Annotated in this window: 19 protein-coding genes, 2 tRNA genes and 1 pseudogene; 11 read left to right on the top strand and 11 right to left on the bottom strand. The window is 73.8% G+C overall.

Annotated elements, in window-relative coordinates; genetic code table 11:
• Positions 1–11 precede the first annotated feature (11 nt).
• Positions 12–680 carry a response regulator gene (locus ACZ6KO_RS22970; RefSeq protein WP_469305871.1) on the top strand — a complete coding sequence of 223 codons (669 nt, stop codon included), beginning with the start codon at positions 12–14 and terminating at the stop codon, positions 678–680.
• A gap of 71 nt (positions 681–751) precedes the next feature.
• Here the strand turns inward: ACZ6KO_RS22970 and ACZ6KO_RS22965 are convergent, their stop codons facing one another.
• Complete coding sequence (locus ACZ6KO_RS22965; RefSeq protein WP_469305870.1) at positions 752–1,258, bottom strand: DsbA family protein; 507 nt, start codon at positions 1,256–1,258, stop codon at positions 752–754.
• A gap of 198 nt (positions 1,259–1,456) precedes the next feature.
• Here ACZ6KO_RS22965 and ACZ6KO_RS22960 point away from each other — a divergent pair, with 198 nt between their 5' ends.
• Complete coding sequence (locus ACZ6KO_RS22960) at positions 1,457–1,894, top strand: hypothetical protein (protein WP_469305869.1); 438 nt, start codon at positions 1,457–1,459, stop codon at positions 1,892–1,894.
• On the opposite strand, the gene ACZ6KO_RS22955 is transcribed toward ACZ6KO_RS22960, so the two are convergent.
• Positions 1,891–3,093, bottom strand: coding sequence for a hypothetical protein (locus ACZ6KO_RS22955; protein ID WP_469305868.1), 1,203 nt, complete (start codon positions 3,091–3,093; stop codon positions 1,891–1,893). The two genes, ACZ6KO_RS22960 and ACZ6KO_RS22955, sit on opposite strands and share 4 nt — an antisense overlap.
• A gap of 112 nt (positions 3,094–3,205) precedes the next feature.
• Between ACZ6KO_RS22955 and ACZ6KO_RS22950 the strand changes: the two genes are divergently transcribed.
• Positions 3,206–3,385, top strand: a complete 180-nt coding sequence (locus ACZ6KO_RS22950) for a hypothetical protein (protein WP_401449192.1) — start codon at positions 3,206–3,208, stop codon at positions 3,383–3,385.
• On the opposite strand, the gene ACZ6KO_RS22945 is transcribed toward ACZ6KO_RS22950, so the two are convergent.
• A complete protein-coding gene (locus ACZ6KO_RS22945) occupies positions 3,326–3,940 on the bottom strand; it encodes a CGNR zinc finger domain-containing protein (protein ID WP_469305867.1) in 615 nt (204 codons plus the stop codon). The two genes, ACZ6KO_RS22950 and ACZ6KO_RS22945, sit on opposite strands and share 60 nt — an antisense overlap.
• A 256-nt stretch (positions 3,941–4,196) precedes the next feature.
• Positions 4,197–4,610, bottom strand: a complete 414-nt coding sequence (locus ACZ6KO_RS22940; protein ID WP_030011909.1) for an SsgA family sporulation/cell division regulator — start codon at positions 4,608–4,610, stop codon at positions 4,197–4,199.
• A gap of 177 nt (positions 4,611–4,787) precedes the next feature.
• Between ACZ6KO_RS22940 and ACZ6KO_RS22935 the strand changes: the two genes are divergently transcribed.
• Together ACZ6KO_RS22935 and ACZ6KO_RS22930 are read left to right on the top strand one after the other, a co-directional pair.
• Positions 4,788–5,258, top strand: a complete 471-nt coding sequence (locus tag ACZ6KO_RS22935) for a TIGR02611 family protein (protein WP_469305866.1) — start codon at positions 4,788–4,790, stop codon at positions 5,256–5,258.
• Between the two features lie 45 nt (positions 5,259–5,303).
• Positions 5,304–5,375, top strand: a tRNA-Val gene (locus ACZ6KO_RS22930).
• A gap of 196 nt (positions 5,376–5,571) precedes the next feature.
• Here the strand turns inward: ACZ6KO_RS22930 and ACZ6KO_RS22925 are convergent.
• Positions 5,572–7,926, bottom strand: coding sequence for an SCO7613 C-terminal domain-containing membrane protein (locus ACZ6KO_RS22925; RefSeq protein ID WP_469305865.1), 2,355 nt, complete (start codon positions 7,924–7,926; stop codon positions 5,572–5,574).
• 106 nt (positions 7,927–8,032) lie between these two features.
• On the opposite strand from ACZ6KO_RS22925, the gene ACZ6KO_RS22920 reads away from it, so the two are divergent.
• Together ACZ6KO_RS22920 and ACZ6KO_RS22915 are read left to right on the top strand one after the other, a co-directional pair.
• Complete coding sequence (locus ACZ6KO_RS22920; protein WP_469305864.1) at positions 8,033–8,491, top strand: SRPBCC family protein; 459 nt, start codon at positions 8,033–8,035, stop codon at positions 8,489–8,491.
• Positions 8,492–8,530: 39 nt separating this feature from the next.
• Positions 8,531–8,602 (top strand) — tRNA-Val (locus ACZ6KO_RS22915).
• A gap of 70 nt (positions 8,603–8,672) precedes the next feature.
• Here ACZ6KO_RS22915 and ACZ6KO_RS22910 read toward each other — a convergent pair.
• Positions 8,673–9,398: an exonuclease domain-containing protein gene (locus ACZ6KO_RS22910; RefSeq protein WP_469305863.1), complete on the bottom strand. Its 726-nt coding sequence runs from the start codon at positions 9,396–9,398 to the stop codon at positions 8,673–8,675.
• Positions 9,399–9,604: 206 nt separating this feature from the next.
• On the opposite strand from ACZ6KO_RS22910, the gene ACZ6KO_RS22905 reads away from it, so the two are divergent.
• Both ACZ6KO_RS22905 and ACZ6KO_RS22900 read left to right on the top strand, forming a co-directional pair.
• Positions 9,605–10,150 (top strand): DUF4365 domain-containing protein, encoded by a 546-nt coding sequence (locus ACZ6KO_RS22905; protein WP_401449205.1) that lies wholly within the window; start codon positions 9,605–9,607, stop codon positions 10,148–10,150.
• A complete protein-coding gene (locus tag ACZ6KO_RS22900) occupies positions 10,150–11,391 on the top strand; it encodes a hypothetical protein (RefSeq protein ID WP_469305862.1) in 1,242 nt (413 codons plus the stop codon). The genes ACZ6KO_RS22905 and ACZ6KO_RS22900 overlap by 1 nt, the downstream gene beginning before the upstream one ends.
• Here ACZ6KO_RS22900 and ACZ6KO_RS22895 read toward each other — a convergent pair.
• Both ACZ6KO_RS22895 and ACZ6KO_RS22890 read right to left on the bottom strand, forming a co-directional pair.
• Positions 11,349–12,008 carry a DinB family protein gene (locus tag ACZ6KO_RS22895; RefSeq protein ID WP_469306073.1) on the bottom strand — a complete coding sequence of 220 codons (660 nt, stop codon included), beginning with the start codon at positions 12,006–12,008 and terminating at the stop codon, positions 11,349–11,351. The genes ACZ6KO_RS22900 and ACZ6KO_RS22895 overlap by 43 nt on opposite strands.
• Before the next feature lie 45 nt (positions 12,009–12,053).
• A pseudogene (locus ACZ6KO_RS22890) lies at positions 12,054–12,452 on the bottom strand (GNAT family N-acetyltransferase); the annotation flags it as partial.
• Positions 12,453–12,604: 152 nt separating this feature from the next.
• Between ACZ6KO_RS22890 and thrS the strand changes: the two are divergent.
• On the top strand, positions 12,605–14,581 hold the full coding sequence (gene thrS, locus ACZ6KO_RS22885; protein WP_469305861.1) for a threonine--tRNA ligase: 1,977 nt from the start codon (positions 12,605–12,607) through the stop codon (positions 14,579–14,581).
• Between the two features lie 14 nt (positions 14,582–14,595).
• On the opposite strand, the gene ACZ6KO_RS22880 is transcribed toward thrS, so the two are convergent.
• Positions 14,596–15,282, bottom strand: coding sequence for a potassium channel family protein (locus ACZ6KO_RS22880; RefSeq protein WP_469305860.1), 687 nt, complete (start codon positions 15,280–15,282; stop codon positions 14,596–14,598).
• A 67-nt stretch (positions 15,283–15,349) separates the two neighbouring features.
• Between ACZ6KO_RS22880 and ACZ6KO_RS22875 the strand changes: the two genes are divergently transcribed.
• Entirely contained in the window at positions 15,350–15,910 is a 561-nt protein-coding gene (locus ACZ6KO_RS22875; protein WP_469305859.1) for an HIT family protein, read from the top strand.
• 233 nt (positions 15,911–16,143) lie between these two features.
• Here ACZ6KO_RS22875 and ACZ6KO_RS22870 read toward each other — a convergent pair whose 3' ends face one another.
• Both ACZ6KO_RS22870 and ACZ6KO_RS22865 read right to left on the bottom strand, forming a co-directional pair.
• Positions 16,144–17,811, bottom strand: coding sequence for a hypothetical protein (locus ACZ6KO_RS22870; RefSeq protein ID WP_469305858.1), 1,668 nt, complete (start codon positions 17,809–17,811; stop codon positions 16,144–16,146).
• A 107-nt stretch (positions 17,812–17,918) separates the two neighbouring features.
• Positions 17,919–20,123 carry an elongation factor G-like protein EF-G2 gene (locus ACZ6KO_RS22865; RefSeq protein WP_469305857.1) on the bottom strand — a complete coding sequence of 735 codons (2,205 nt, stop codon included), beginning with the start codon at positions 20,121–20,123 and terminating at the stop codon, positions 17,919–17,921.
• Positions 20,124–20,127 lie beyond the last annotated feature (4 nt).

Genomic DNA, 20,127 nt, shown 5'->3' with positions numbered 1-20,127 from the left:
GAGGCCGGACGATGCCCTCGGTGCTCGTCGTCGACGACCAGTTCCTCATCCGGGCCGGGCTGACCGCGCTGCTGCGCGCGGCGCCCGGCATCGACCTGCTGGGGGAGGCGGCGGACGGCGAGGAGGCCGTACGGCTGGCGGCCGAGCTGCGTCCCGACGTGATCCTCATGGACATCCGGATGCCGGGCCTCGACGGGATCGCCGCCACCGAGCGGATCCTCGCCGAGGCCGCGGGACGCTCCGGGACGCTGCCGAAGATCTTCGTGCTGACCACGTTCGACCTCGACGAGTACGTCTACGGCGCGCTGCGCGCCGGGGCCTCGGGCTTCCTGCTCAAGGACACCCCGCCGGAACGGCTGCTGGCCGCCATCGACACCGTGCACGCGGGCGAGATGCTCTTCAGCCCGGCCGTCGTGGCCCGCCTCGTCGACGCCTACACGCCCCGAACCGCCGGCCGGGCGGCCTCGCACCCGGGCCTTCAGATGCTGACCCCGCGCGAGGTGGAGGTCCTCGGCCTGGTCGGGGCGGGGCTGTCGAACTCCGACATCGCCGAGCGGCTGGTGCTCAGCGCGGCCACGATCAAGACCCACGTGCACCGCTGCATGAGCAAGCTGGAGCTGAGCAGCCGCGCACAGGCCGTCGTCTTCGCGTACGAGGCGGGCCTGGCGGCCCGGCCCTGACCGGGACCGGACCCGGACGTGACCCGGGACCCGGCCCCGGCCCGGGCCCGATCCGGGCCGCGCGGGCCGCGTCAGCCGGCCAGCAGCCGGTCGGCGATCTCCTCGATCCGCGCGCGCAGCCCCTCCTGGCTCTTGCCGCCGTCCAGGCGCTCGCCGCCGATGACGTACGTCGGGGTGCCGGTCACACCGATCGCCTTGCCCTCGGCCTGGTCGGCGTCCACGATCAGGATGTGCCGGCCGTCGATCAGCGCGGTGTCGAACTCCTCCGCGTCCAGGCCGAGTTCCCGGGCCACGTCGATCAGCACGGCCTCGCCCCGCTGCCCGAGCTCGGCGGTGCGCTCCAGCACGGCCTCCACGTACGGCCAGGCCCGGCCCTGCTCCGCGGCCTCCTCGGCGGCCTGCGCGGCCGCGAAGGCGTGCTTGTGCTTCTCCAGGGGGAAGTGGCGCAGCCGGATGTCCAGCCGGTCGCCGTAGCGCTCGCGCAGGGCGCGCACGTCGTCGAGGGCGGCGTGGCAGTCGGGGCACTGGAGTTCGCACCAGACGTCGAGCACGACGGGGGAGACGGGGGAATCGCTCATGCGCACAGTCTCCCAGCCGGCGCGCCGTGCGGCCCCACCGGCACCCGGGCCCCACCCTGCCCCGCTCCCCGCCGCAAGGAGGAGACGCGACCCGGAGATCTCCCGGAGATCGGCTCGCATGGCGCTCGGCGCATGGCCCCGGCGGGCGGTGCCGGTGCAGGATGGATAAGGACAGAACGCCCAGGGCTGGAGGACCGCATGCTTGCCGAGACCATCTGTTCCGCCGTGTCAGCGGCGGGCCTGGGGATCGCCGCGCTCACCGCGTACCGCAAGCGCTTCCTGGCCGCGACCCGCATCGCCGCGTACGCGCTGGTCCCGGTCGCGCTGGTGATGACCGGCCTGATCGACTGGCTCTCCGGGATCGTCTTCAACCCGGTGGTGTGGGCCGGCTTCGGCCTGCTGGGGCTGTCGTGGGTGCTCTTCATGACGACGCGCGCGATCGAGCGGCGCGGCCAGGGCACCGGCAAGCTGCCCAAGGCCGCCAAGGGTGCGGCGGCCCCGGAGGCGGTGGCCCCCGGTGCCTCGGCCCCGTCCCTGGGCCCGGCCTCCCGCCCCCGCCCCGCCCCGCAGAAGACCGCCGCGCCCGGGGACGACTTCTCCGACATCGAGGAGATCCTGAAGAAGCACGGGATCTAGGACGGAGCCGGAACGGCGGCGGTGGGGTCCGGGGTGCCGACGGCGGTCAGGGTGGTCGCGAGCGCCCGGCACAGGGCCTCGTCCTCCAGGATGTTCGGCAGGTGCGGCCACCGGCGCACGGTCCGGCGCCGGGCCGACAGCAGGCGGTGCAGCACGGGTGCGGCCGCGGCGGCCGGGGCGCCGATGGCGCCGAGGTGCCGGACCGCCTCCAGTGTCGGGACGGCGTAGAACTCCGTGGGATCCCGCTCCAGTTGGTCCAGTTCCCGCAGCAGCACCGGGACCGCGGTCCCGGCCTCGCCGGTGATGCGCCACCAGGCGTGGGCGGCCCCGACCCGGGTCCAGCGGCCGGGGGCGTCGAGCAGCGCCCGTACCGCGTCGGCGTAAGGGGCCGCGGCCGGCCCGAGGTCGGCCAGGTACCGCAGGACCGGCCGGCCGAGCCCGGCCCTCGCCGCCGCACCGCACACCGCCAGGGCGGCCGTGTCGTCCCCCGTGACCCGCCAGTGCGCCCACGCGGCCGCCTGGTCGCCGTGCCAGGGGCGGGCGTCCGGATTCCAGCCGTACGGCCGCAGCCGGCCGGCCGCGAGGTCGGCCAGCACCTCGGCCGCGGCCGCCGCCCCCGGCCCGATGCGGCCCAGGGCCTCGACCGCGGGCCGTGCGTGCATGCCCTGCACATGGACCAGCAGCTCGGGGACCGCGGCCGCGGCGGCGGGCCCCCAGAGCCCCAGCACGGCGAGGGAGGTCTGGTGCCCGTCCCGCTCCGGGGCCGTGCGCAGGCCCGCCCGGAGCGCGGGCAGGAGCGCCGCCGCGGGCAGCGCCGCGAGCGTGGGCGCGTGCCGGCGGTCCATGAGGCGCAGCGACCCCTGCTCCAGACTCGCCCCGAGCAGCGGCGCGGCGCGGACGTCGCCCAGCCCGGCCAGGGCCAGCAGCAGATCCTCCGCGACGCCGTCGGCCCGCGGTGCGCCGCGCCGAAGGCGGGGGAACCGGCGGTGGCCGAGCCGGCGACGTGCGCACGCCAGCAGCCGGTCGGCGTGCGCCGCCACCGCCTGCCCGGCCTCGGCCACGGTGTCGGCCGCCTCGTACGCCAGGTGCTCGTCGCAGGCGGCCACCGCCAGCTCGTCCCAGTACTCCTGCGGGGCGCTCCGGAAGGTCCGCACCGTCCAGGCCGCCGCCGCCACCTCCTGCCACCGCCGGTCGCGCACGGTCCTTTCCCCCTCCTGTGCGCGGCAGTTGCCGAGATCCGGCGAACTCCCGCGTGTTCCCTGGCGTGTTGAGGGGCGAACCGGGGGCGCGCTGCGCCATCATCGCCCCGACATGCTCGACACATCGCAGGGTGAGCCGCCGGGATCCGGCCCCGCCGCCGTACGCGTCCCCGCCGACGAGGAGCCCCGTGGCTGTCTCTTCGCCCTCTCCCAGCCGCCGCTGATGATCTTCTTAGGAGTGATCGCGCTGCTGCTGCTGTCCGCCGCCGTGCACGACCTCTTCGTGCTCTGACCCCTGCTCCGACTTCCGCCGGGCCCGGTACGCCGCCACGTGCAGCCGGTTCCCGCAGGTCCGGCTGTCGCAGTAGCGCCGCGACCGGTTGCGCGAGAGGTCCACGAACGCGCGACGGCAGTCCGGGGCCTCGCACCGGCGCAGCCGCTCCTGCTCGCCGGAGACCACGATGAACGCCAGTGCCATGCCGCCGTCCGCCGCCAGGTGGTCGCCGACCGAGGCGCCCGGGGCGAAGTAGTGCACGTGCCAGTCGTAGCCGTCGTGGTCGGTCAGCTGCGGGGTGGTGCCCGCGGTCGCCACCAGCTCGTTGATCAGCGCGGCCGCCGCCCGCGAGGTCGGCGCCGCGAACACCTGTGCGAATTTGCTACGGACCGTCCGGACCCCCGAGAGGTCACGGGCGCCGAGCTCACCGACGTCGCTGATCGCGTACTCCCGGACGAAGCCGCGCAGCGCCCCGACGTCCGCCAGTCCGTCGGGCTGGTCGGTCTCCGGCGCCGTGTTCACCAGGGCGACGACGACGTCGAGCGCACGACGGGTGTCGTGGGGGATCTGCACGGTGAACGCTCCCTAGAGGGCCGGGCCTGCCGCGGCGGGCAACCTGCCGCCGCGTGGTGGCCGACAATAGCCGCCTCCCGGCGCAGGTGGGAGGGGCGCCGGGGTCCGCGGCGGGTTCGCGACCCCCGGCGCAAGCGGAACGGCGCCGCCCGCGCGGGTGGCTCCCGCGAGGACAGCGCCGGTCGTTGCCGTATGTGATTGTCCGGCTCGCACCGTCGCCCCGAGTCGGACGGTGTCGAGCGGGTGTCGGGCTGACTCAGCTCTCGGCCAGGATGTGCGAGAGCTCCTTGTCGAGGTCGAAGTGCCGATGCTCCGTCCCGGGCGGGACGGCGGCGTCGGTCCGCTTCAGGAACGACTCCAGAGCTCGCGCAGGGGCTTCGAGCAGGGCTTCTCCCTCCGGTGAGCTCAGGGCGATGCACACGACGCCCTGACCGTGGCTGCGGGACGGCCAGACGCGGACGTCTCCGGTGCCGGTGGGCCGGTGCAGGCCCTCGGCGAGGAGGTCGCGGGCGAATACCCACTCGACCGTCTCCTCGGCGCCGGTGTGGAAGGTGGCGTGCACGGCGTAGGGATCGGCCGTGTCATACCGCAGGCCCGCGGGAACAGGCAGTGAGGACTCGCTCGACACAACGAGGCGCAGGTGCAGCTCGCAGCTGACCGTGGTGTTCATAAGCGCCAGGGCCTTTCGCTCAGTGTGCGCTCGGGGATTCGCACGTCGGCGAAATCGACATGCCACCTACGGTGCCGTTGTAAACCCCTCTGACCGTTTTGCGGACCTCTGGGTCCCTCGGACGGCGGATCGAAACCGTCATTCACGTGTGCTTCGCACTCGGGTAGATTCGACCCCATGCATACGGGGAGTGACCGCGGAACGAACGAGTCCGCCGCCGGCGACACCACGACGGAAACCACCAAGCAGGACGCGGTGGACACCGCCGGGGAAACGCCGCACGTGTCCAAGGCGCCGGCCTTCATCAAGGCCCGCAAGAGCCTGCACCTCAGCTGGCAGGTCGGCGTCTTCGTCGTCGGTCTCGCGGTGATCGTCGCCGGCGTCGCCATGCTGGTCCTGCCGGGCCCCGGCTGGGTCGCGATCTTCGCGGGCCTGGCGATCTGGGCCACCGAGTTCGCCTGGGCCCACCTCGTGCTGCGCTGGACCAAGCGCAAGGTCACCGAGGCCGCGCAGAAGGCGCTCGACCCGAAGGTCCGCCGCCGCAACATCATCCTGACCACCGTGGGCCTCGTCATCGCGGCCGCCCTGATCGGCTTCTACCTGTGGAAGTACGGGCTGGTCCTGCCCTGGAACCTCAAGGACCAGTGATGGTCAATCGCACCGCTGACATGCGGTAATGTTTGCGGTGCGCCCGGGCGATTAGCTCAGTGGGAGAGCGCTTCGTTCACACCGAAGAGGTCACTGGTTCGAACCCAGTATCGCCCACCCGGAACCGAGGGCCCGGAGACTGTCACCAGTCTCCGGGCCCTCGGTCGTTCCCCGGACGGACTCCTGGATCCGGTCCGGACCCGGACCGGATCCAGGACGGGGATTCCCGACCGGATCCGGACCGGATCCAGGACGGGGCCCCGGTCCGGATCCGGTGCGGAAATTCACCCGTCCGGCCCAGCGTCCGGACCGCTCACCGCATCCGTGACAGCGCCTGCCGCAACCGCCGCGCGTCCCGCAGCCGCTTCTCGTACGTCGCCCCCACCGCCAGCAGCAGGACGCCGGCCAGCGCCGGCGGCAGCCACCGCGGCAGCGCGTCGACGACCTGGACGACGTACGGTGCCAGCTCGTGCAGCGCGACCAGCACCAGCACCGCCCCGCCCAGCAGCAGCGGAGCCTGGAGCCCGCGGTGCGCCCCCGCCAGGGTCACCGCCAGCGCGGCCGCCCCCAGCAGCAGCGGCCGCAGCCAGTGCGGGTCGCCCCAGGCCGCGACCAGGCTCGGCAGCAGCGTCGCGGCCAGCCCCGGACCGTACGCCGTCCACGACGAGGCCTCCGCGTCCCGGCGCCGCCGCAGCAGCCCCACCACCAGGGCCGGCACCGTCACCGGCAGCGTGTACGCCTCCGGCACCGCCACCCCCGACGCCGCCAGCCGGACCCAGGTCGCCGCCACGAACAGCGCCCCCGCCGCCCAGCCCACCACCCGCCGGTCCGCCCGGACCGCCGCGCCCGCGCACACCACCGCGGCCAGCGCCAGGACCAGGGCCAGCGTCGGCCGGTGCCCCGCCGCCAGCCCGATCGCGAGCAGCCCGGCCGCCGCACCCGCCCCCTCGGCCGCCACCCTGACCGGACCCAGCCGCGGACCGGCGGCCGCCACCGCTGCCGGGACCACCAGCACCAGCAGCGCCCCGTGGTGCAGCGGCAGCTCCAGCAGCGCCCCCAGGGCCACCAGCAGCGCCGTCGCGTACCCCACCGCCGCGACCGCCGCCCCCGCCCGGGCCGGGCGCGCGGCCCGCCCGTACGCCGCCACGGCCGCGGCCGCCGCGCCCAGCACACCGAACACCGCGAACGTCGCCGTCCGCCCGTCCAGTGCCGCCACGGACACGCTCAGCGCCCCGGCCGCCGCGCACCCGAAGGCCGCCGCGGCGCGGCCGGCCGCGCCGCGCAGCCCCAGGGCCAGGACGGCCACCGTCAGCGCCACCTGCGCCGCGAGCGCCACCACCGGCGGGGCGCCCAGGGCCCCCGGCGCCACGAACGCCGCCGCCCAGGCCGCCACCACCGCCACCTGCTGCGGACCGGGGCGCGCCGTGACCCGCTCCAGCCACCCGGCCGCCACCGCGAGCAGCACCAGCAGGACCGGACCGGCCGCCGACCGCGTCCAGGCCAGCACCGGCTCCGGGGTGGTCGCCGCCCACACCTCGCCCAGCACCCCCGCCGGCGCCGCCAGGGCTCCCGCCACCAGCGGCAGCGCCACCACCGCGGCCAGGGCCGCGACCAGCGCCCCCGCGCCCGCCAGGCCCCGCCGCAGCGGCGCCGGCAGCCCGGCCGCGACCCCCGCCGCGAGCAGCGGCAGCGCCGCCGCCAGTTGCACCACCACGAGCCACCCGCCCGACACCACCGGCCGGGCGAGCCCGCTGAGCGCCGCCACCAGGGCAAGACCGCCCGCGACCGCCACTCCCGTCGCCCACGGTGCCGGCCGCCACGCCACCGCCACGCACCCGGCCGCCACCGCCGCCAGCAGCACCGACGCCGGCACCGCCGCGGCAACCGTGGCGGCACCCGCCGACTCCGCCAGCGCGAGCAGCACCGCACCGGCCCCCAGCACCACCCCCGACACCCCCGCGAGGCCGCTCAGCGCGCCCCGCCGGCCGAACGCCGCGGGCGCCGCGTCGAGCACCGCCGTCACCAGCAGCGCCCAGCCCAGCCCCGGCGCACCGGCGCCGGCGGCCACCGCGGCCAGCGGGAGCACCAGCTGCGCCGTCAGCACCGCCGCGGGCAGCGGCAGCCGCAGCCCGCGCAGCGCCAGCCCGTACCCCGCCCACAGGGCCGCCAGCACCGCCGCCGCCCCCGCCGCGTACGCCGTACGGTCCGTGCCGGACATCCCGACCGCGTAGAGCGCGTACGCGTCCAGCACCGTCAGCGTCAGCCCCACCCCCGCGACCGACTCCGCCGTCGAACCGAGCCCCCGGCGCAGCAGCACGGCGGGCACCGCCAGCGCCGCCACCGTCAGCAGGGTCAGCACCGCGCTGCGCCCGCCGATCCCCATGGACCCCCAGCTGACCAGCGTGAACGCGAGCGCGGCCACGGCCAGCAGCACCGCCCCGAGGACCAGCAGCACGTTCTGCGCGCCCGGCGCGGACGCCTCCCGGGGCGGGACGCCCGCGGCCGGCCCCCACCCCGGCCACCCCGCCGGCGCCGCCGCCGGCCGCGCTGCCAGCACTCGCACCAGCCACTCCCGTCGCCTGAGCAACTGAAGGCGCCGGGCGTCGAGTTGTACGAGCTCGCGGTCGATGAGGGCCAGTTCGTCGGCCGGTGGCAAGGGGTTCTCCATAGCCGGAGTGTGGCGGCGGTCACGCGGTGAAGACATGGGCGTGCGTACTCATTTCCGCTCTGAGTACGGGGGAGTACCGGCCCGGCGCACGGGCCAGACTGGAGACATGGACTGGAGCCACTACCGCTTCCGCAGTGTCTGGGACCTCCCCGCCCCGCCCGCCCTCGTCTACGCCGTCCTGGAACAGGGCGAGGACTACCCGCGCTGGTGGCCGCAGGTCCGCCGGGTCGAACCGCTCGACGACCGCACCGGCACCGCCCTCCTGCGCTCCTTCCTCCCCTACGACCTCCGCGTCACCGCCACCGAGCTGCTGCGCGACCCGGCCCGCGGTGTGCTGGAGGCCGCCCTGCGCGGCGACCTCGACGGCTGGGCCCGCTGGACGGTACGGCCGCGCGCCGGCGGCACCCGGGCGCTCTACGAGCAGGAGGTCGTCGTGCGCAAGCCCCTGATGCGGCGCTTCGCGGTGCCCGGGAGGCCGGTGTTCCGGCTCAACCACGCGCTGATGATGCGCTCCGGACGGCGGGGCCTGGCCGCCTATCTGGCCCGGCGGCCGGAAGCGGTTTGAATCGGGGCGCCCGGCCCCTGTATGGTTCAGTGCGTTCCCGGGCGATTAGCTCAGCGGGAGAGCACTTCGTTCACACCGAAGGGGTCACTGGTTCGATCCCAGTATCGCCCACCGGGACAGGCCGGTCCGTCGTACGACGGACCGGCCTTCCGCATGTCGGGGCCCCTCACGCCGGGGACCCTCACGCGGCGGCGGGCAGCTCCGGCCGCAGCGGCCAGTGCGGATCCACCTCCTCCTCCGACCCGTTGCGCGCGAACCAGGCCTGGAGTCCCCGCGCCTGTGCCGCGTGCCACACCGCCTGGAGCGTGTGCAGCTCCGCCGGGCTCAGCCGCTCCAGCCGGGCCGCGAACCGGCGCCCGACCGCCCGTACGACCTCCAGCGAGGCCAGCGCGTCCGCCGCCGCGTCGTGCGCGCCCTCCAGCTCTATGCCGTAGTGCCCGCACAGGTCCGTCAGCGTCCGCCGCCCCTTGCGGTAGCGGTCCAGGTGCTTGTCCAGCACCCGCGGATCCAGCACCGTCAGCGGCCGGTTGTCCAGGTACCTCGCCAGCGACGACGCCCGGTGCCGGCGCAACTCCCGGTCCAGCAGCGTCAGGTCGAACGGCGCGTTCATCACCACCACCGGGCGGCCGGCCGTCTGCTGCTCGGCCAGCGCCCGCGCTATCTCCTCCACGACCGGCGCCGGCCAGCGCCCGTGGCGCTGGAGGTGCTCGTCGGTCAGGCCGTGCACTTCCGTGGCGCCCGGGGGCACCGGAACACCGGGATTGACCAGCCACCGCGTCGCGCGGACCCGGCCGCCCGCGCACTCCTGCACGACGAGCGCGGCGGACACGATCCGGTCCTGCTCGACGTCCACACCGGTGGTCTCCGTGTCGAATGAGGCCAGCGGGCCCTCGTACCAGCGCGTCATGGCGAACTCCTCGTCCCCGATCGGCAGATGGCACCCAGCGGCCCCGGCGGTGGCCGCGGCACCCTGCCCGCATCCGTGATACCCGGGCTGTTTGTTCCGTACGCCGTTTGCGGGGTGCCGGGTGCGGAGACAACTGACGTGGGGGACCGTACAGGTGAGCGGTCGTCACCACCGAGGCCAGTTCAGCCTGGAAGGCATGGGGAGCCATGGCCCTGGCGCAGCCCGAACCGGGCGAGGTGCTGCGTGGCACCCTCGCCACCACCGCCTGCATGGAGACCCTCCAGGTGGGCTATCTGCACGCCGTCGCGGCCGCGGCCGGCTGCTCCCTGTCCCAGCCCTTTCCGGACAACGGCATCGACTGGCACGTCAGTCACGGCGCGCCCGAGCACGTGGTCGACGACGAGGTCACCATCAAGGTCCAGCTGAAGGCGACCTACCAGATACCGCCGGGGCCGCCCGGGCCGACGTTCGCCTTCACGCTCGACAACGAACACCTGGTCAAACTCGCCCGGACACCGGTCGCGGTCCACAAGATCCTCGTGGTGATGCTCGTACCGCGCGAGCGCGGGGCATGGCTGCGCGCCGGGCACGACCGGCTGGACCTGCGGCACTGCTGCTACTGGACCAATCTGGCCGGGCACCCCGTGACCGGCCGGCGCCGGACCACCGTGCGGATCCCCACCACGCGGATCTTCGACGACCGGGCGCTGTGCGAGATCATGACCCGGGTCGGGTCGGGAGGGACACCCTGATGCACTGGCCGAACCTGGAACCCCTCACACCCGAGGAACTCGGCGCCCCCGCCCCCGACCCCGCACGGGTCGACCCCGCCGTGCTCGGCGCCCTGCTGCGCCGGCACGGCTGGGAACGCCGCGGGGGCCCGGCCGGCCGCTACGGGCGCTGGACCCCGCCGGGCCGCCCCGGCACCAGCGTCCTGGTCCCGGAGAACTGCTCCTTCCCCGACTGCGCCGACCTGCTGGAGGAGGCCCTGACCGCGCTCGCGCACAGCGGGCTGCCCTCCGCGCGGGAGGTGCTGTTCGGGCTGAACGTGCCCAGCGACGAGGTCCGCTGGGCCCGCGAGATCCCGGCGGGAGCACCGTACGGACCCCGGGGCGACGCCGGGTGGACGGCCCAGGAACGGCTCCGCTCCGCCGCGCACCGGCTGCTGCTGGCGGGCGCGCTGGCCGACCGCGCCCGGGCCGGATACTACGGCGCCCGCCACCGCGGCCAGGCCGAACGGGCCCTGGACGGCGTCCTGGTGGGCCCGGCGCCCGGCGGCCGCCGGCTGACCGCGTACGTCCCCGTCGACGGCGGGCGGGGCCCGGTGATCCGGCTGCACCACGCGCTGCACGCCGCCCGCGAGGCCGTCGACTACCGGCGGGCCACCGGCGGGATGGAGGCCTTCGACGCGGCCGTCGCCGCCGGCGTGAGCCGCGAGCTCGCCGAGGCCCTGATCGCCCTGGTCCGCGGCTCGGAAGGGGCCCGGATCGCGCTGGCCTGGGCCCCGGCGGCCGGCGTACCGGCGGGCTGCGCGGCCCGGCCTGAGCCGGTGGAGTTCTCGCCCGGCGACCTGCCCGTGCTGCGGGAGGCCGCCGCCCGCTACACCCGCGACGAGCCGGCGGTACCGGTACGGATCGCGGGCGCGGTGGTGCGGATGCGCCGCTCGGCGGCCGGCGGTGGCGGCTCCGTACGGCTGCGGGTGCTCTCCGGCGCGGAGATCCCGTACGTCAAGGCCGCCCTCGACGAGGAGGCCTACCGGGTGGCCGGCCACGCCCACCTCGTCGGGCTGCCGGTGCGGATCGGCGGGCGCCTGCAGCGGCGCGGCGGCTTCCGGCGGCTCACGGACGTCACCGACGTGACGCCCGTGCACCTCGACGCGGTGGAACGGGACCGGCTGATGAAGTCCCTCGACTCCCTCGACCGGGGCTACGACGGTGACGCGGACGCGCCCTACGGCGCCGACGACGGGGACGACGGCGCGGAGCAGCCGTAGAGGTCGCGCAGCAGCGCGATCTCGGCGCCGTGGTGCAGGACCTCCTGGTTGACCCACCAGACGGTCTCCAGGAACGGGTCCTCAGGATCGCTGCCGTACGGGTAGGCGCTGTGCCCGACCGTGTCCAGGGCCGCGTCGTCCGCGGCCAGCAGGGCCGAGCGCCAGGCCGCCGCCGCTGCCCGGAACGCGGCGACCGCCGCGGCGGCGGTCCCCGGGACCACCACGTCCTCGCGGGTCAGGGAGCGGCTGCCGGCGGTGTGGTCGGCGCGCAGCGTCAGCATCTCGGTGAGGTGGCTCAGTCGCCACGCCAGCGTCGTGAACGGCGGCGGCGCGGGGTGCGGCGGCGGCGTCGCGTCGCGGCCGTGGTCACCGGCACCCGCCAGGACGGTGGCGCGGGGACCGGGGCCCGCCGCCCTCGGCCGTACCGACCAGCAGCCGGGCACAGGCTCCCACAGGTACTCGGCGTCGGTCAGCGGCGTGTTGCCGACCGGCAGACCGTTGCCGCTGTCGCGCAGCGGCGCCGCCAGACGGTCGGCCAGCCGGCCGGCCGCGTGGTCGAACTGCTCCAGCAGCGGGACCAGGCGCGCCGGTACCGGACGGCGGGTGAAGGAGGCCATCCGCAGGCCCGGTACGGGCTCGAAGTCGGCGCCGCGCACGAAGCCCAGCCGTTCGTAGAGGGTGAGCGCCGGGGCGTTCGCGGCGCCGGTGGTGACCTCCACGGCCCGTCCGGCCGGCAGGCCGTCCAGCAGGTGGCGCAGCAGCAGGGAGGCGACGCCCTGGCGGAACCGGCCGGGATCCACGCACAGCCGGTCGATGGATACACCGCCGTCCGCGCCCTCCTCCCAGGCCAGGAACCCGGCGATCGACCCGTCGGCGGCGACCGCGCCGAGCCAGGTCAGCGGCAGGGCGCGGATCTCCTCGACCTCCTCGCGCAGCGCCGGGATGCCGTCGAAGCCGATCAGGGCGGCCTCCACGGCGTAGGCCGCGCGGCCGATCCGGTGCACCGCGGCGGCGGTGGCCGCGTCGGAGACGTCCAGCGGGCGTACGAGCACGTCAGGCATGAAAGGGTCCCTTCCAACGGCCGCCCACGCTAGCGGGGCACGGCGATCTTGGTCCACGCGTTATCCGTTTCGCGGGCGACCACTGCGGCTCGGTACGATTCCTCCCGCGCGCAGTGACCACTGCGGCGCCCCCGACAGGTCAGGAGAAACCGGTGTCAGACGTCCGTGTGATCATCCAACGCGATTCCGAGCGGGAAGAGCGCGTGGTGACCACGGGCACCACGGCGGCCGATCTCTTCCCCGGCGAGCGCACCGTCGTCGCCGCGCGCGTCGCGGGCGAGCTGAAGGATCTCACCTACGAGGTCAAGGACGGCGAGACCGTCGAGCCGGTGGAGATCTCCTCCGAGGACGGCCTGAACATCCTGCGCCACTCGACCGCGCACGTCATGGCGCAGGCCGTGCAGGAGCTCTTCCCCGAGGCCAAGCTGGGCATCGGCCCGCCGGTGCGGGACGGTTTCTACTACGACTTCGACGTGGCCCGGCCCTTCACCCCGGAGGACCTCAAGGCCATCGAGAAGAAGATGCAGGAGATCCAGAAGCGCGGCCAGCGCTTCGCCCGCCGCGTCGTCACCGACGAGGCGGCGCGCGAGGAGCTCGCGGACGAGCCGTACAAGCTGGAGCTCATCGGCATCAAGGGCTCCGCGTCCAGCGACGACGGCGCGAACGTCGAGGTGGGCGGCGGCGAGCTGACCATCTACGACAACCTCGACGCCAAGACCGGCGAGCTGTGCTGGAAGGACCTCTGCCGCGGTCCCCACCTGCCCACCACCCGTAACATCCCGGCGTTCAAGCTGATGCGCAACGCGGCCGCCTACTGGCGCGGCAGCGAGAAGAACCCGATGCTCCAGCGCATCTACGGCACCGCCTGGCCCTCGAAGGACGAGCTCAAGGCCCACCTCGACTTCCTCGCCGAGGCCGAGAAGCGCGACCACCGCAAGCTCGGCAACGAGCTGGACCTCTTCTCCGTCCCGGACGAGATCGGCTCCGGTCTGGCCGTCTTCCACCCGCGCGGCGGCATCATCCGCCGGGTCATGGAGGACTACTCGCGCCGCCGGCACGAGGAGGAGGGCTACGAGTTCGTCTACTCCCCGCACGCCACCAAGGGCGCGCTCTTCGAGAAGAGCGGTCACCTGGACTGGTACGCGGAGGGCATGTACCCCCCCATGCAGCTCGACGGTGGTACCGACTACTACCTCAAGCCCATGAACTGCCCGATGCACAACCTGATCTTCGACGCGCGCGGGCGTTCGTACCGTGAGCTGCCGCTGCGCCTGTTCGAGTTCGGCACCGTGTACCGGTACGAGAAGTCGGGCGTCGTGCACGGACTGACCCGCGCCCGCGGCTTCACCCAGGACGACGCGCACATCTACTGCACCCGTGAGCAGATGGCGGAGGAGCTCGACCGCACGCTCACCTTCGTGCTGAACCTGCTGCGCGACTACGGTCTGACCGACTTCTACCTGGAGCTGTCCACCAAGGACCCGGAGAAGTTCGTCGGCTCGGACGAGGTCTGGGAGGAGGCGACCGCCGTCCTCCAGCAGGTCGCCGAGAAGCAGGGCCTCCCGCTGACCCCCGACCCGGGCGGCGCGGCGTTCTACGGTCCGAAGATCTCCGTGCAGGCGCGCGACGCCATCGGCCGCACCTGGCAGATGTCGACCGTGCAGCTCGACTTCAACCTGCCGGAGCGCTTCGACCTGGAGTACACCGGCCCGGACGGCTCCCGGCAGCGCCCGGTCATGATCCACCGCGCGCTGTTCGGCTCCATCGAGCGGTTCTTCGCGGTGCTGCTGGAGCACTACGCCGGTGCCATGCCGCCGTGGCTGGCTCCGGTCCAGGCGATCGGCATCCCGATCGGCGACGGGCACGTGGAGTACCTGCGGGAGTTCGCCGCCGACGCGAAGAAGAAGGGCCTGCGGGTCGACGTGGACGCCTCGTCGGACCGGATGCAGAAGAAGATCAGGAACCACCAGAAGCTCAAGGTGCCGTTCATGATCATCGTCGGCGACGAGGACATGGCCGCCGGCACCGTCTCCTTCCGCTACCGCGACGGTTCGCAGGAGAACGGCATCCCCCGTGACGAGGCGCTGGCCAAGCTGGTCAAGGTCGTCGAGGAGCGCGTCCAGGTCTGAGCGGCGTGACCGCGCTACCGAGGGGCCCCCGGAGAACTTCCGCTCTCCGGGGGCCCCTCTTCGCCCTCCCGGCGGAACACCTGGATCAGCCAGGACGAGAAGGAGCCCGTCACCGCTCCCAGCAGGGCCAGCCCGGAGATCATCAGGGCGGTCGCGATGAGCCGCCCGGTCAGGGTCACCGGGGCCACGTCCCCGTAGCCGACCGTCGTCAGCGTCTGGACCACGCACCACAGCGAGTCCCCGAACGTCCGGATCGGGGAGGCCGGGTCCATGCGCTCGTTGTGGTAGATCCCGAGCGCTCCGGAGAAGCCCAGGATGACCGACGAGAGCCCCGCGTACGTGATCACGCGCGGGTACAGGCTGCTGCGCGGGTGGTCCCGGCGGGCCTGGAACGCGTCATGGAGCTTGACCACGCGCAGCGGCCGCAGGGTCGGCAGCAGGACGACCAGGCTGTCCAGCCAGTGCCGGCGGATGAACCGCAGCGGCCGCTCGCGGCTCAGGACCATCCGCACCAGGAAGTCCACGAGGAAGCAGAGCCAGGTGCCCAGGGCCACGAACAGGCCGATGTCGCGCAGGACGGGGTACCCCTCGGCGAGCACGCGGACCGCGTACCCGGTGAGGAAGAGCAGCGAGGCGAAGAACAGCGGCACCTCGGTGCGGCGCTCCCAGGCCTGGTCGCGGGTCTCGGGTTCAGCGTGCATGACCCCAGCATCGCGGCCCCTGCGCCGGTACTCGCCCCGGCGACACGCCCGACCGGGACAAGGTCATATGCTGCATCCCATGACGACTGAGCCGGAGCAGCAGATCGGTGTGGGCACGCAGGACGCGTTCCAGCGGCTGTGGACGCCTCACCGGATGGCGTACATCCAGGGGGAGAACAAGCCGACCGGCCCGGAGGCCGGCGACGGCTGTCCCTTCTGCGGGATCCCGGAGATGTCGGACGCGGACGGCCTGGTCGTGGCCCGCGGCAAGCACGTGTACGCCGTGCTCAACCTCTACCCGTACAACGGCGGCCACCTGATGGTCGTCCCGTACCGGCACGTCGCCGACTACACCGACCTGGACGGCCCGGAGACCCTCGAGCTCGCCGACCTCACCAAGCGGGCGATGGTCGCGCTGCGCAAGGCCTCCGGGGCGCACGGCTTCAACATCGGCATGAACCAGGGCGCGGCGGCCGGCGCGGGCATCGCCGCCCACCTGCACCAGCACATCGTCCCCCGCTGGGGCGGGGACACGAACTTCATGCCGGTCGTGGGCCACACCAAGGTGCTGCCCCAGCTCCTGGCCGACACCCGCGCGATGCTCGCGGACGCCTGGCCGAACGACTAGTGCCATGGCCGGAAAGGTTTGCCGGGTCGCGGTTTCCGGTGCGGTGCATCGCAAGGCGGAGGGCCGCGGCTCGTACTGGACGTACTTGCGCGGTCCGACAACGCAGCGAGGTGCCGTGCCGGGGGCCGTGACACGGTGAACCTTTCCGGTCACGGCACTAGCGGGTACGCCGGCGCCCCGGTGGACGCCCGGGGCGTCCACCGGGGCGCCTGGCCCCGCCGCCGTCCGGCGCGTCACGCGTCGTAGACGTCCGCCTTGCGCGGTGCCGGTTCCTGGATCATGCCGCTGACCACCGACGACCGGTTCGCGAACTTCTCGGTGTCGCAGCCGTTGTCGTTCAGGACCTTGATCGCGGCGGTGTGCACCAGCCGCAGGACCGGGGTGGCGGAGCGCATGACGTCGTCCACCATGAACCGGTGGCGCCACATCGAGCCGGCCCACACGTGCCGGACGCCGAAGGGCTCGGGCAGGACCAGCTTGCCGCCCAGCCACTCCAGCAGCGGCGGGTACCAGGTGAGCGGGGCGCGGACCATGAGGCGGACGACCTCGGTGGTGCTGCAGACCGGCAGGACGCGTTCGGTGGTCTCCCAGAACCGGATCGTCTTGGGGACCGCGACCTTCTCGGGCTCGGACTTGCTGGTGAACAGCCCGTGCACCGGGCCCAGGGCGTGACCGGTGACCTCCACCCGCAGGGTCTGGTAGAGCACGGTGACCGTGACCATCATCGTGATCACCAGCTGGCCGTCCCACAGCGGCCACTGGATGCCCAGGTAGTGCCGGTTGCCCGCGTTGAACTGCTGCTCGTTGCAGATCCGGGTGATCTCGTGCGGCTTGACCTGGAAGTCGTGCACGCCGTCGCCGCTGGGCCGGGAGACCTCCGCGGCCTTCTCGCCGACCGGGATGACGATCCAGTGCTTGATGCTGGGGGTGGGGAAGCCGCCGGTGTGCAGCGGGCCGCGCTCGATCCGCCCGAGCTGGTCATGGATGGCGCGGACGACGTCCCAGCTGCGGAACGGGTGGATCTCGGCGAGATCGGCCCGGGGGACGAGCTCCTCGGCCATCTGCCAGCTGCCCCAGCGGCTGCCCATGCCGAGTATGCCCTTGGGGCCGGCGTAGAAGACGGAGTTGCTGCGGTCCTCGGCGGTGAGCTTGGCCAGCTGCTGGCGCAGGTCCTCGGCGGCCTTGTCCGCCGGGTCGCCGGGGACCGCCTCGGGGATCTTGGCGGGCACGCCGCCGCCCGAGAGCAGGCCGTCCCAGCGCGAGCGCAGGTCGAGCGCGGTGGACTCGCACAGCCGGCGGGCGAGGAACCAGCCGATGGCGGGAGCGATGATCATGCCGCGCAGGTAGTAGGCCCAGAAGCCGGTGTACGGCAGCCGGAACATCACCACCAGGGCCAGGACGCCGATGCCGATCAGGACCACGGTGCCCAGCCAGGAGGAGCGCTTGCCCTCGCTGTTGGCGAGGGTCTTGCGCAGCTGGAACAGGCCCAGCCAGAGCAGCAGTCCGGGCAGGAACAGCACCCCGCACACGAGCGTGATCAGCATCAGCTTGCGGTCGCGCGCCCTGCGGATGTTGGAGGCGGCCAGGCAGTGCTCGACGACGGTCTGCGGGTCGGCACCGAAGGACTGGATCACCGGTTTGCGGGCGCCCCCCAGCAGCCGGCTCTCGACGGCGCGGCAGTACGCCTCGCCGAGGCTGGGCTCGAAGAGCGAGAGCTTGCCCTTCTTCACGGTGGACTCGTGGTACTCGTTGTTGGCATCGAGGATCTTGACGATCTTGGAGTCCTGGGCGCCGTCGCGGTACGCCACCGACGCCAGCGCGTTCGTCGCCACCGACTGGCTGCCGCCGCCCTGGACGGGGATCTGAGCCCCGGGACTGAAATCGAAGCCGTCGTCCGCCATTCCGCCCCCACCTGTCGTGCTGTGTCCTTCTCCGCCCATGGTCATGGGACAGGGAAATGCCGCCCACCGCAAGCTGGTTGGGTGGGCGGCCCTCTACGCTATGACAACTAGGTTCCCTTCTCCGCCTGTTCGCGAATCTTCTCCGCGAGCTGGGCCGGCATCGGTTCGTGGCGCACGTACGCGCGGCTGAACCGGCCGGTGCCGTGCGAGACCGACCGCAGCTCGACGGCGTACCGGTCGATCTCGATCTCGGGGACCTCGGCACGGACCAGGGTCCGGCCGTTGCCCGCCTGCTCGGTGCCGACCACCCGGCCGCGGCGGCCGGCGAGGTCGCTCATCACGGGCCCCACATAGCCGTCGGGAACCATCACGGTGAGCTCGGCGACCGGCTCCAGCAGGTGGATCCGCGCCTCGGCGGCCGCCTCGCGCAGGGCGAGGGCGCCCGCGGTCTGGAAGGCGGCGTCGGAGGAGTCCACCGAATGCGCCTTGCCGTCGAGGAGGGTGATGCGTACGTCGACCAGCGGGTACCCGGCGGCGACCCCGCGGGCCGCCTGACTGCGCACCCCCTTCTCGACGGAGGGGATGAACTGGCGTGGCACGGCACCGCCGACCACCTTGTCGACGAACTCGATCCCGCTGCCCGGGGGCAGCGGCTCGATCTCGATCTCGCAGATGGCGAACTGGCCGTGGCCGCCGCTCTGTTTGACGTGCCGGCCGCGCCCGGCGGCCCGGTCGCCGAAGGTCTCGCGCAGGCTCACCTTGTGGGGGACGGGGTCGACCTGGACGCCGTACCGGGTGCGCAGCCGCTCCAGTGCGACGTCCTGATGGGCCTCGCCCAGGCACCACAGGACCACCTGGCGGGTGTGCGGGTTCTGCTCCAGCCGCATGGTGGGGTCCTCGGCGACCAGCCGGGCCAGGCCCTGGCTGAGCCGGTCCTCGTCGGCCTTGCTGTGGGCCTCGATGGCCAGCGGCAGCAGCGGGTCCGGCATGTCCCAGGGCTCCATCAGGAGCGGGGCGTCCTTGGCGGAGAGGGTGTCGCCGGTCTCGGCGCGGGTGAGTTTCGCCACGCAGGCCAGGTCGCCGGCGATGGCCCGGGCCAGGGTGCGCTGCTGCTTGCCGAAGGGGGCGGTGAGGGTGCCGACGCGCTCGTCGACATCGTGGTCCTCATGCCCCCGGTCGGCCAGCCCGTGCCCCGAGACGTGCACGGTCTCGTCGGGGCGCAGGGTGCCGGAGAACACCCGGACCAGGGAGACACGGCCGACGTAGGGGTCGGAGGAGGTCTTGACGACCTCGGCGACCAGCGGCCCGTCGGGATCGCAGACGGCCTCCGGGCGGGTGGCGCCGGCGGGCGTGGTGACGGGGACGGGGGCCCGCTCCAGCGGGGTGGGGAAGCCACCGGTGATCAGCTCCAGGAGCTCGACCGTGCCCAGGCCCTGGCGGCCGCCGTCGGTGGCCGGGGCGGCCATCAGGACGGGGTGGAAGGTGCCGCGGGCGACGGCCCGCTCCAGATCGTCCACCAGGGTCTTGATGTCGATGTCCTCGCCGCCGAGGTAGCGGTCCATGAGGGTCTCGTCCTCGCTCTCGGCGATGATCCCCTCGATGAGCCGGGAGCGGGCCTCGGCGATGAGCGCGAGCTCCTCGGGCCCGGGGTCGCGTTCGACGCGCTCGCCGGAGGTGTAGTCGTACACGCGCTGCGAGAGCAGGCCGAGCAGCCCCGCCACGGGCCGGTGGCCGTCGGCGCCGGCGGGCCCGTACAGGGGCAGGTAGAGGGGGAGGACGGCGTCGGGGTCGTCGGCGCCGAACAGCTCGCCGCACACGGACGTCATCTGTGCGTAGTCGGAGCGGGATGCCTCCAGATGGGTGACGACGATGGCGCGCGGCATGCCGACGGCCTCGCACTCGTCCCACACCATCCGGGTCGCCCCGGCCAGGCCGTCGGGGCCCTCGGCGGCCGAGACGACGAAAAGGGCCGCGTCCGCGGCGCGCAGACCGGCCCTGAGTTCCCCGACGAAGTCGGCGTATCCGGGGGTGTCCAGGATATTGATCTTGATCCCGCCCCATTCGACGGGGACGAGGGAGAGCTGGACCGAGCGCTGCTGGCGGTGCTCGATCTCGTCGTAGTCCGAGACGGTGCCGCCGTCCTCGACCCGGCCGGCGCGGTTCACGGCGCCGGAGGTCAGGGCCAGGGCCTCGACCAGCGTGGTCTTGCCGGCTCCGGTGTGGCCGACCAGCACCACGTTCCGCAGGGACGCGGGGCGGTCGACCGCCGGTGCCCTGCCGGCGGCTCCGGATTGCTGTGCTTTGTCGCCCATGATG

Source organism: Streptomyces sp. NPDC042102, assembly GCF_055582305.1.
This window is presented reverse-complemented; position numbering and strand designations above follow the sequence as displayed.

Coding starts and splice junctions, on each gene's coding strand:
- ACZ6KO_RS22970 (WP_469305871.1), top strand. CDS start 12: ATGCCCTCGGTGCTCGTCGTCGACGACCAGTTCCTCATCCGGGCCGGG.
- ACZ6KO_RS22965 (WP_469305870.1), bottom strand. CDS start 1,258: ATGAGCGATTCCCCCGTCTCCCCCGTCGTGCTCGACGTCTGGTGCGAA.
- ACZ6KO_RS22960 (WP_469305869.1), top strand. CDS start 1,457: ATGCTTGCCGAGACCATCTGTTCCGCCGTGTCAGCGGCGGGCCTGGGG.
- ACZ6KO_RS22950 (WP_401449192.1), top strand. CDS start 3,206: ATGCTCGACACATCGCAGGGTGAGCCGCCGGGATCCGGCCCCGCCGCC.
- ACZ6KO_RS22940 (WP_030011909.1), bottom strand. CDS start 4,610: ATGAACACCACGGTCAGCTGCGAGCTGCACCTGCGCCTCGTTGTGTCG.
- ACZ6KO_RS22935 (WP_469305866.1), top strand. CDS start 4,788: ATGCATACGGGGAGTGACCGCGGAACGAACGAGTCCGCCGCCGGCGAC.
- ACZ6KO_RS22925 (WP_469305865.1), bottom strand. CDS start 7,926: ATGGAGAACCCCTTGCCACCGGCCGACGAACTGGCCCTCATCGACCGC.
- ACZ6KO_RS22920 (WP_469305864.1), top strand. CDS start 8,033: ATGGACTGGAGCCACTACCGCTTCCGCAGTGTCTGGGACCTCCCCGCC.
- ACZ6KO_RS22910 (WP_469305863.1), bottom strand. CDS start 9,398: ATGACGCGCTGGTACGAGGGCCCGCTGGCCTCATTCGACACGGAGACC.
- ACZ6KO_RS22905 (WP_401449205.1), top strand. CDS start 9,605: ATGGCCCTGGCGCAGCCCGAACCGGGCGAGGTGCTGCGTGGCACCCTC.
- ACZ6KO_RS22900 (WP_469305862.1), top strand. CDS start 10,150: ATGCACTGGCCGAACCTGGAACCCCTCACACCCGAGGAACTCGGCGCC.
- ACZ6KO_RS22895 (WP_469306073.1), bottom strand. CDS start 12,008: ATGGCCTCCTTCACCCGCCGTCCGGTACCGGCGCGCCTGGTCCCGCTG.
- ACZ6KO_RS22880 (WP_469305860.1), bottom strand. CDS start 15,282: ATGCACGCTGAACCCGAGACCCGCGACCAGGCCTGGGAGCGCCGCACC.
- ACZ6KO_RS22875 (WP_469305859.1), top strand. CDS start 15,350: ATGCTGCATCCCATGACGACTGAGCCGGAGCAGCAGATCGGTGTGGGC.
- ACZ6KO_RS22870 (WP_469305858.1), bottom strand. CDS start 17,811: ATGGCGGACGACGGCTTCGATTTCAGTCCCGGGGCTCAGATCCCCGTC.
- ACZ6KO_RS22865 (WP_469305857.1), bottom strand. CDS start 20,123: ATGGGCGACAAAGCACAGCAATCCGGAGCCGCCGGCAGGGCACCGGCG.